The following is a 9,032-nucleotide window of genomic DNA, read 5'->3' on the forward strand; positions in this document are numbered from 1 at the left end:
CCCGTCACCCGCTGGCGCGCGGGCGCAGGTCCTAGACCGATACTCCGAAGTCCGGCCCCTCATGGACACGCAGCGTCGAGATGAGGCCGAACAGAACATGATCTCGCCAAACGCCGTTAATTTTCAGATAAGCCTTCGCGTAGCCCTCCTCGGAGAACCCGGCACGGTTGAGCAAACGCCGCGACGGCTGGTTCTCCGGCAGGCAGGCCGCCTCCAGCCGATGCAGGGCCAGGCTGCGGAACGAGAACTGGGTCAGGGCCTGGACAGCGGCGAGGGTAAGCCCCTGCCGCGCATAGGGTTTTCCGCACCAATAGCCGACAGATCCCATCTGGGCGACGCCGCGGCGGACATTCGACAGGGTGATGCCGCCGGTCAGGGCGCCGTCGGCGGCCCGAAAAACGAAGAACGGAAACGCCGCGCCCACTTCGCGATCACGCGCGTAGGCTGCAAGCCTGCGCCGAAAGGCCGCGCGGCTGAGATCATCAATAGGCCAGGTCGGCTCCCACGGCTGCAGGAAGTCCTTGGACCGCGCCCGCAGGTCCCGCCATTCGGCGTAGTCGGCGGCGCGCGGCGGGCGCAGGACCACACCCTCGCCCTCGAGGCGAAGGCCGCTTTCCGGCGCGATCCAGTCCAACAGGGCCATAAACCGTAGGGTCGCCGCTTCGCCGCCCCCGTCAATCCCCGAGCGCGTGATCGGCGCCCCGGATCGCGGCGTGAAGCTCTAGCCGAACAAGGCCCGCTGAAAGCTCTCAGCGGCCTTCAGGGCCGGCTTGGGGCCCAGCACGCTCACCGCCGCCCGGCCGGGCGCCAGGACGCCAGCGCCGATGCGGGCGAGGTCAGCGGCCTCAACCCGGTCGATGTCCTCGGCGATCTCCTGCGGGGTCAGCATGCGGCCGAACAGCAGCACTTGGCCGGCCGCCTGCTCGGCGCGGGCCAGGGGCGACTCGCGGGCCATGAACAGGCCGGCCTTCAGCTGGGCCTTGGCGCGGGCCAGCTCGGCCGGCTCCACCCGCTCGGCCAGGGCCATGATCTGGCCGGCCGCCACCTTGGCCAGCTCGGCGGCGTCGCCCGCCGCGCAACCGGCGAACACGCCCAGCACGCCGGTCTCGGCATAGGTCTCGGCATAGGCGTCGACGGCGTAGGCCAGCCCGCGCTTCTCCCGGGCCTCCTGGAACAGCCGCGAGGCCATGCCGCCACCCAGGATCTCGGCGAACAGACGCAGGGCGAAGTAATCCTCGTGGGTCACGCCCACGGACGGCAGCAGGAAGACCAGGTTGGCCTGCTCCAGCCGCTTGGCCTCGGCGCTGATCCCGCCCGCGAACTCGGCCGGCGGCGGCTCTGGCGCGCCTTGCCCGGCCGCTGCGCCGAAGTCGCGCTCGGCGATGGCCAGCAGCTCGTCCTCGTCCACGGCCCCGGAGGCGGCGACCACCAGGCTGTCGGGGGCGTAGAGGGCCGCGCGCCAGTCGCCCAGGGTCTTGGGCGTCGCGGTGGCGATGGAGGCCTCGGTCCCCAGGATCGAGCGACCCAGGGGATGGTCGCCGAAGGCGGCGGCCTGGGCCATTTCGAAGACGATGTCGTCAGGGGTGTCGGCGGCCTCGGCGATCTCCTGGCCGACCACCTGCTTCTCGCGGGCCAGATCCTCGGCCTCGAGGGTCGGACGCTGCACCAGGTCGGCCAGCACCCGCGCGCCCAGGTCCAGCCCGCCCGCCAGGGCGCGGACCTGGAAGCTGGTGCGCTCATAGCCGGTGGCGGCGTTGATCTGGCCGCCATCGGCCTCGATCACCTCGACGATGTCCTTGGCCGAGCGCTCGCCCGCACCCTTGAACACCATGTGCTCCAAGAGGTGCGACCAGCCCGAACGTTCAGCGTCCTCGCTGCGTGCGCCGCGCCCCGCCACCACGGACAGGGCCAGGGTCTCAAGGCCCGGCACGGGGTCGCAGATCACCCGCACCCCGTTCGATAGCTGATGCAGCCTCGCCAAGCCCGCCTCAGCCCTCCGCAAAGGCGCGGACATAGGTCTTGATGACGTCCGCATCGGCCGGCAGCCGGTCATAGCGCTCAGCCTTGCCGGCCAGGTGCAGCGCCTTGCGCGGCGTGGCCGGGGTTTCGCCGGTGGCCGCGTGCACGGCCTCGGGGAACTTGGCGGCATGGGCCGTGGACAGGATGATCACCGGCTCGGTGACGCCCCGGGCGCGGTTGAACGCCGCCACGGCCACGGCCGTGTGCGGATCGATCATCTGGCCGGTCTCGTTCAGGGTGGCGACGATGGTGCGGCTGGTGTCGCCCTCGCCCACCGCGGTCCCGGTGAAGGTCTCGCGCATGGTGGCCAGGGCCTGGGGCGGGATGTCGATCACGCCGGTCTCGGCGAAGGCCTTGAAGGCCCGGCCGGTCTCCAGCCCATCGCGGCGCACGGCCTCGAAATACAGCCGCTCGAAGTTCGAGGCCGACTGGATGTCCATGGCCGGCGACTGGGTGGCGGCGACGCCGCCGCGCACATAGCGGCCTTCCTCGAAGGCGCGGGCCAGGATGTCGTTGGAGTTGGTGGCGATGATGATCCGGGCGATGGGCAGGCCCATGCGCTTGGCCACATAGCCCGCAAAGCCGTCGCCGAAATTGCCGGACGGCACGCAGAAGGCCACCTCGCGGTGCGGCGCGCCGAGCGCCACGCCGGTCGTGAAGTAGTAGACCGACTGGGCCACGATCCGGGCGAAGTTGATCGAATTGACCGCCGACAGGCCGATGGATTGCTTCAGCGACTGGTCCGACAGGGCGTCTTTCAGGATCGCCTGGCAGTCGTCGAAGGTGCCGGCGACGGCCACGCAGCGGACATTGTCCTCGGCCGCCGTGGTCATGAACCGGCGCTGGACCTCACTGATCCGGCCATCGGGGAACATGGCGACGATGCGGGTGTTGGCGCGGCCGCGGAAGGCTTCGACCGCCGCCCCGCCGGTGTCGCCGGAGGTGGCGCACAGGATGGTCTGGGTGCGCTTCTGCAGGCCCAGCACGTGGTCCGACAGGCGGGCCAGGAGCTGCATGGCCACGTCCTTGAACGCCAGGCTCGGGCCGTGGTGCAGCTCGGCCATGAAGCCGCCGGGGGCCAGCTGGGTCAGGGGCACGACGGCCGGATGGGTGAAGCTGGCATAGGCCTCGGCGCACATCTCGGCCAGCAGGTCGGCGGCGATCTCGCCATCGACGAACTTGCCCAGCACCGCGGCGGCCACCTCGGCATAGGGACGGCCCGCGAAGGCCGCGATTTCGGCCTGGGTGAAGCTCGGCCAGGCTTCGGGCACATAGAGGCCGCCGTCGGGCGCCAGGCCCGCCAGGATCGCGTCGACAAAGCCGACCGAGGGCGACTGCCCCCGCGTGGAGACGTACCGCATCAACCCTTCCACTTTCGCCAGAGGAGGGCGGCATAGACGCCAGCCAGGGCCGCGGCAAGGCCGAACCAGGTCAGGGCGTATTCCAGATGCCGATTGGGGATGTCGGCCGGGACCGGGGCGGGAACCAGGGCCTTCCAGTCCGGGTTGGTCGGGGTCTCGGCCATCAGCACCTGCGGCGCGGGCGCCGAGGTGCGAAGAGCCTTGGCCATGGCGGCGTGGTCGCGCCAGTACCAGTGATTGCCGGCGACGTCGTTCGGCGGGGTCACAAAGCTGGGCTTGTCCGGCTTGCGGAAGACGCCGGTCAGGGAAAAGGGCGTGGTGTCGGCGGCGTCCACCGGCGGGCGGGCCGAGATGCTCTGGGCGACGAAGCCCCGGTCGACCAGCACAGCGCGATAGCCGGCGGCGTCCACCTTGCAGGCCGAGACCAGGCGCACGCCCGGCTCGCCGTCGCGAACCGCGTAGAGCTCCAGGAACGGCGCCTTGGCCAGGCCCGGACAGTCGAGGGTGACGCGGGTGAAGTCGGCGTCGACGCCCTTGGCCATGTCAGCCAGCACCGGACCGACCGGGCGGGGCGCGGCGCTCTGCAGGGCGGCGACCCGAGCCAGCAGGCTCTGCTTCCAGGCCAGGCGCTCCACCTGCCAGACGCCCAAGCCAATCAGGATGGCGAAGGCCACAGTGGTGGCGATGGTCAGGGCGACGGGGAACCGGCCGCCCCGGGGCGCGGCGGCGTCAGTCGTCATTCCGCGCTTCGGACGCCCGGTTGGCGAACTGGGCCGCCAGCATCAGGCCCTTCATCGGCCGCAGCATGCCGACGCAGACCACGACGGTCAGCGGCAGCCAGACCACCAGGTGGACCCAGATGGGCGGATGGATGGTGAATTCGGTGAACAGGGCGGCGAAGGCCACCAGGAAGCCGGCGATCATGATGACGAAGACCGCGGGCCCATCCCCGGAATCGCCCCTGGCCAGATCGTAGCCGCAAGCCTCGCATCGGGGCGAGACGGTGAGGAACCCTTCGAAGAGGTGTCCCTCACCGCAGTTCGGACAGCGACCGGCCAGGCCCGCCATCAGCGGATTGTGTCCGGTCGCCATGATCGTCAGCCGTGCCCGGCGGCGCCGCCGAAGACCACGTAGATGAAGGCGAACAGGAACAGCCACACCACGTCGACGAAGTGCCAGTACCAGGCCGCCGCTTCGAAGCCGAAGTGCTGCTTCGGCGAGAAGCCGCCGCCGATCAGACGGAACAGGCAGACGGCCAGGAAGATGGTGCCGATCAGCACGTGGAAGCCGTGGAAGCCGGTGGCCATGAAGAAGGCCGACCCGTACAGGCCCGAGTTCGCGGCTTCTTCGGAGAAGAAGTACTTGTGCTCGAGGATGTGGGCGTATTCCACCGCCTGGATGCTGGTGAACAGCACGCCCAGCAGGATGGTCAGGGTCAGGGCGACCTTGGCGCCCTTGCGGTCGCCGGTCTGCAGCGCGTGGTGCGCCCAGGTGACGGTGGTGCCCGACAGCAGCAGGGTCAGGGTGTTGACCAGCGGCAGGTTCCAGGCGCCGACGGTCTCAACGCCCTTCGGCGGCCAGGTGGCCCACGCGGTGGCCACTTCCTCGATGGAGGAGTGGGTGCGCACGCCGTGGAACAGGGCCATCTCGAAGAAGATCCAGAACCAGGCGACGAAGAACATCACTTCCGAAGCGATGAACATGATCATGCCGTAGCGCAGGCCGATCGAGACCACCGGGGTGTGATCACCCTGGTTGGCTTCGTTGGTGACGTCGCGCCACCAGCCGGCCATCGTGAACAGCACGCCAGCCAGGCCCGCGAAGAACAGCCAGGAGGTGCCCTTGTCGAGACCGAACAGGCCCTTCATCCAGACCACGCCGCCCATCGCCATGATGGTCGCAGCGGCGGAGCCCACGAGCGGCCACGGGCTCGGGTTCACAAGGTGGTAGTCGTGCTTGACGTCGCCCGCAGACATTTCGTGTCCTAACCCCTCTCAATATTCGCAGCCGACTCGTCTCTCCCCAGTCGGCGCAAGAAATTTCCGTTTCGCTATAGCCCTGCCGTGGGCGTTCCGCCAAGCGCGGAAGCACCCTTCGGCTGCGATGCATCGGCGCGCTTGCCGGCAGCGCCGTCCGTCACGGCCGGATAGAAGGTGTAGGAGAGGGTGACCTCCCCCTTGCCCTTGGTGTCCATGTCGGCCGCGTATTGCGGATCGATGAAGTAGACCACCGGGAATTCGACCGTCTTGCCCGGCCCGATCGTCTGGTCCGAGAAGCAGAAGCATTCCAGCTTCTGGAAGTAGGCGCCGGCCTGTTCGGGCACGACATTGTAAACGGCGTGGCCGGTCAGCGGCTTGTCGCTGTTGTTGGTGACCTTGAAATAGGCCAGCCCCGTATCGCCGATCTTGATGGTCTGCGCGGTCTGCTCGGCCTGGAAACTCCAGGGCAGGTCGCGGATATTGGCGTCGAACCGCACGGTCAGGGACTTGCCGGTCACCGCGGTCGGCGCGGCTTCGGCCTTGCGGATGGTGCCGTCAAAGCCGGTCAGCTGGCAGAAGGCCCGGTACAGCGGCACCGAGGCGTAGGCCGCGCCCACCATGCCCACAAAGGTCACGGCGCAGATCAGCGCGACCTTGGCGTTGCGCTTCTCCACCGGCGGCGGGGTCGGGGACTCAGAAGGGGCGTGCTGCGACATTGGCGCCAAGCCGAACAAGGGTCACGACAAAGACCAGGACAACGAACAGACCCAGGCCCAGGGCCAGGGCGATGTTGCGGCCCCGGCGGGCTCGGGCCGCCTCCGGGGATTCCAGCATCGGATCGCTCACAGGGGCACTCCCAGAGACAGGCCAAGGGCCGGCAGGCCCATCAGATGCTCCGCCAGCAGCGTGGCGAAAAGAAGGGTCAGATACAGGATCGAGAAGGCGAACAGGTTGCGCGCGTCCTTCACCGAGGCCTTCACGTCATATAGGCCGTCGTCCTTGCGTTCGTCAGTGTGCGTGTCCCCCGCGCGGCTGCGAAAAACGCGCCAGGCCAGGACCAGGAACATCAGGCCGCCCAGGGCGGACACGGCCAGATAGGCGACCCCGCCCAGGCCGGTGAACACCGGGGCCAGGCAGATCGGCACGAACAGCAGGGAATAGATGAGGATCTGCTTGCGGGTGGAGGCGGCGCCCGCCGTCACCGGCATCATCGGCACGCCGGCCTTCTCGTAGTCCTCGCTGGTGTAGAGGGCCAGCGCCCAGAAGTGGGCCGGGGTCCACATGAAGATGATGGCGCACAGGAGCCAGGCGTTCAGCGGGACCGTGCCGGTGGCCGCGGCCCAGCCGATGACCGGCGGCAGGGCGCCGGCGAGGCCGCCGATGACGATGTTCTGCGGCGTCGAGCGCTTCAGCCACATCGTATAGACGACGGCGTAGAAGAAGATGGTGAAGGCGAGCAGCCCGGCCGCCAGCCAGTTCACCGCCATGCCCAACAGCATGACCGAGAAGAGGGACAGGACGATCCCCAGCGCCAGGGCGTCGGCGCCCTGGACCCGGCCCGCGGGCACCGGGCGGCCGCGGGTGCGGCGCATCTTGGAATCGATGTCGGCGTCGAACCACATGTTGAGGGCGCCGGACGCGCCGGCCCCCACGGCGATGCACAGCACGGCCACGGCGCCCAGGACCGGGTGAATCGGCGCATTGGCGCAGATCAGTCCGGTGATCGCCGTGAACACCACCAGCGACATGACCCGCGGCTTCATCAGCTGCAGATAGTCCTGCCAGCGGGCGGGAAGGGCGGTGCGGGGAGCGGCGTCGGTCATCGCCATCGTTGAACTCTCGAAACAGAAGAAGGGCGCGCGCCGGAGGTTTCCAGCCCGCGCCCTTCTCTGATGCCTAAGCGGAGCCGGGTCCTAGTGGTGGGCGTCCGGCTTGATCACCGGCGGCTCGTTGAACTGGTGGAACGGCGGCGGCGAGGACAGAGTCCACTCCAGCGTCGTGGCGCCTTCGCCCCACGGATTGGCCTCGGCCTTACGGCGGCGGACGGCGGCTTCCAGCAGCACGATCATGAAGATCGCGACGCCGACCACGGTGACCGCGTAACCGACGGACGAGACGTAGTTCCACTTCGCGAACGCTTCCGGGTAGTCGATGTACCGGCGGGGCATGCCCTGCAGGCCCAGGAAGTGCTGCGGGAAGAAGATCAGGTTCACGCCGACGAAGGTGACCCAGAAGTGGGCCGCGCCGAGGAACTCGTTGTACTTCACGCCCCAGACCTTCTCGAACCAGTAGTAGAACCCGGCGAAGATCGCGAACACCGCGCCCAGCGACAGCACGTAGTGGAAGTGGGCCACCACGTAGTAGGTGTCGTGCAGGCTGTAGTCGATGCCGGCGTTGGCCAGCACCACGCCGGTCACGCCGCCGACGGTGAACAGGAAGATGAAGCCGATCGCCCACAGCATGGGCGTCTTGAAGTCGATCGACCCGCCCCACATCGTCGCGATCCAGGAGAAGATCTTCACGCCCGTGGGCACGGCGATCACCATGGTCGCGGCCACGAAGTAGGCGCGCAGGTTGATGGGCATGCCGACCGTGTACATGTGGTGAGCCCACACGATGAAGCCGACGAAGCCGATGGCGACCATGGCGTAGGCCATCGCGAGGTAACCGAAGATCGGCTTACGCGAGAAGGTCGAGACGATGTGGCTGATGATGCCGAAGCCCGGCAGGATCAGGATGTACACTTCCGGGTGACCGAAGAACCAGAACAGGTGCTGGTACATGACGGGGTCGCCGCCGCCGGCCGGGTCGAAGAAGTGGGTGTGGAAGTTGCGGTCGGTCAGCAGCATGGTGATGGCGCCGGCCAGGACGGGCAGCGACAGCAGCAGCAGGAAGGTGGTGACCAGCACCGACCACGCGAACAGCGGCATGCGGTGCAGGGTCATGCCCGGCGCGCGCATGTTGAAGATGGTGGTGATGAAGTTGATCGAGCCCAGGATCGAGCTGGCGCCGGCCAAGTGCAGCGACAGGATCGCCAGGTCGAGCGACGGACCGGTGTGGCCGGTGGTCGACAAGGGCGGATAGACCGTCCAGCCGCCGCCGAAGCCCTGGCCCGGGCCGCCGTCCACGAACAGCGAAGTGCAGAGCAGCACCCACGCCGCGACCAGCAGCCAGAACGAGATGTTGTTCATCCGCGGGAAGGCCATGTCCGGCGCGCCGATCATCAGCGGCACGAACCAGTTGCCGAACCCGCCGATCATCGCCGGCATGACCATGAAGAAGATCATGATCAGGGCGTGGGCGGTGACCACGGCGTTGTAGCCGTGCTTGGAGGCCTCGACGATGCCGAGCTGGTCAAGCAGCGAGCCCTTGGTGAACACCTGGATACCCGGCTCGGCCAGTTCCCAGCGGATCAGGCCCGACAGGGCGCCGCCCACGATCCCCGCCATGATGGCGAAGATCAGGTACAGGGTGCCGATGTCCTTGTGGTTCGTCGAAAAGAACCAGCGGACCAGGAACGGAGGCTTGTGGTCGTGGTCCGCGTGAGAGTCGTGAGCGGCAGAATGCGCCATCGATCGCTATCCTAAGATCAATTCGCGGCCGGCGCCGCGGCGGGCGCAGGCGTGGAGGCAGGCGCCGCAGCAGCCGGAGCGGCGGCGGCGGGAGCAGCGGG

At 68.4% G+C, this 9,032-nt stretch carries 10 protein-coding genes; all 10 read right to left on the bottom strand.

Annotated elements, in window-relative coordinates:
- Positions 1-31 precede the first annotated feature (31 nt).
- The gene (locus tag ACFQ27_RS15885; protein WP_374342860.1) at positions 32-643 is read right to left on the bottom strand and encodes a GNAT family N-acetyltransferase; all 612 of its coding nucleotides are present in this window, start codon (positions 641-643) and stop codon (positions 32-34) included.
- A 78-nt stretch (positions 644-721) separates the two neighbouring features.
- Positions 722-2,014, bottom strand: a complete 1,293-nt coding sequence (locus ACFQ27_RS15890) for a M16 family metallopeptidase (protein ID WP_377354294.1) — start codon at positions 2,012-2,014, stop codon at positions 722-724.
- The gene (gene thrC / locus ACFQ27_RS15895) at positions 1,989-3,380 is read right to left on the bottom strand and encodes a threonine synthase (protein WP_377354295.1); all 1,392 of its coding nucleotides are present in this window, start codon (positions 3,378-3,380) and stop codon (positions 1,989-1,991) included. The genes ACFQ27_RS15890 and thrC overlap by 26 nt, the downstream gene beginning before the upstream one ends.
- Positions 3,380-4,120 carry an SURF1 family protein gene (locus tag ACFQ27_RS15900; RefSeq protein WP_377354296.1) on the bottom strand — a complete coding sequence of 247 codons (741 nt, stop codon included), beginning with the start codon at positions 4,118-4,120 and terminating at the stop codon, positions 3,380-3,382. Before ACFQ27_RS15900 ends, thrC begins: the two co-directional genes overlap by 1 nt.
- Positions 4,110-4,472: a DUF983 domain-containing protein gene (locus ACFQ27_RS15905; RefSeq protein ID WP_377354297.1), complete on the bottom strand. Its 363-nt coding sequence runs from the start codon at positions 4,470-4,472 to the stop codon at positions 4,110-4,112. The genes ACFQ27_RS15900 and ACFQ27_RS15905 overlap by 11 nt, the downstream gene beginning before the upstream one ends.
- Before the next feature lie 5 nt (positions 4,473-4,477).
- The gene (locus ACFQ27_RS15910) at positions 4,478-5,356 is read right to left on the bottom strand and encodes a cytochrome c oxidase subunit 3 (RefSeq protein ID WP_374342871.1); all 879 of its coding nucleotides are present in this window, start codon (positions 5,354-5,356) and stop codon (positions 4,478-4,480) included.
- 74 nt (positions 5,357-5,430) lie between these two features.
- Entirely contained in the window at positions 5,431-6,075 is a 645-nt protein-coding gene (locus ACFQ27_RS15915) for a cytochrome c oxidase assembly protein (RefSeq protein WP_374342873.1), read from the bottom strand.
- On the bottom strand, positions 6,053-6,193 hold the full coding sequence (locus tag ACFQ27_RS15920; protein ID WP_374344514.1) for a hypothetical protein: 141 nt from the start codon (positions 6,191-6,193) through the stop codon (positions 6,053-6,055). The genes ACFQ27_RS15915 and ACFQ27_RS15920 overlap by 23 nt, the downstream gene beginning before the upstream one ends.
- 8 nt (positions 6,194-6,201) lie before the next feature.
- Complete coding sequence (gene cyoE, locus ACFQ27_RS15925) at positions 6,202-7,188, bottom strand: heme o synthase (protein ID WP_374342875.1); 987 nt, start codon at positions 7,186-7,188, stop codon at positions 6,202-6,204.
- Positions 7,189-7,272: 84 nt separating this feature from the next.
- Positions 7,273-8,931, bottom strand: coding sequence for a cytochrome c oxidase subunit I (ctaD, locus tag ACFQ27_RS15930; protein ID WP_374342877.1), 1,659 nt, complete (start codon positions 8,929-8,931; stop codon positions 7,273-7,275).
- Between the last annotated feature and the right edge of the window lie 101 nt (positions 8,932-9,032).

This window comes from Phenylobacterium conjunctum, from assembly GCF_042679085.1.
In the GTDB taxonomy this organism is placed as follows: Bacteria; Pseudomonadota; Alphaproteobacteria; order Caulobacterales; family Caulobacteraceae; genus Phenylobacterium; species Phenylobacterium conjunctum.

Coding starts and splice junctions, on each gene's coding strand:
- ACFQ27_RS15885 (WP_374342860.1), bottom strand. CDS start 643: ATGGCCCTGTTGGACTGGATCGCGCCGGAAAGCGGCCTTCGCCTCGAG.
- ACFQ27_RS15890 (WP_377354294.1), bottom strand. CDS start 2,014: ATGTCCGCGCCTTTGCGGAGGGCTGAGGCGGGCTTGGCGAGGCTGCAT.
- thrC (WP_377354295.1), bottom strand. CDS start 3,380: ATGCGGTACGTCTCCACGCGGGGGCAGTCGCCCTCGGTCGGCTTTGTC.
- ACFQ27_RS15900 (WP_377354296.1), bottom strand. CDS start 4,120: ATGACGACTGACGCCGCCGCGCCCCGGGGCGGCCGGTTCCCCGTCGCC.
- ACFQ27_RS15905 (WP_377354297.1), bottom strand. CDS start 4,472: ATGGCGACCGGACACAATCCGCTGATGGCGGGCCTGGCCGGTCGCTGT.
- ACFQ27_RS15910 (WP_374342871.1), bottom strand. CDS start 5,356: ATGTCTGCGGGCGACGTCAAGCACGACTACCACCTTGTGAACCCGAGC.
- ACFQ27_RS15915 (WP_374342873.1), bottom strand. CDS start 6,075: ATGTCGCAGCACGCCCCTTCTGAGTCCCCGACCCCGCCGCCGGTGGAG.
- ACFQ27_RS15920 (WP_374344514.1), bottom strand. CDS start 6,193: ATGCTGGAATCCCCGGAGGCGGCCCGAGCCCGCCGGGGCCGCAACATC.
- cyoE (WP_374342875.1), bottom strand. CDS start 7,188: ATGGCGATGACCGACGCCGCTCCCCGCACCGCCCTTCCCGCCCGCTGG.
- ctaD (WP_374342877.1), bottom strand. CDS start 8,931: ATGGCGCATTCTGCCGCTCACGACTCTCACGCGGACCACGACCACAAG.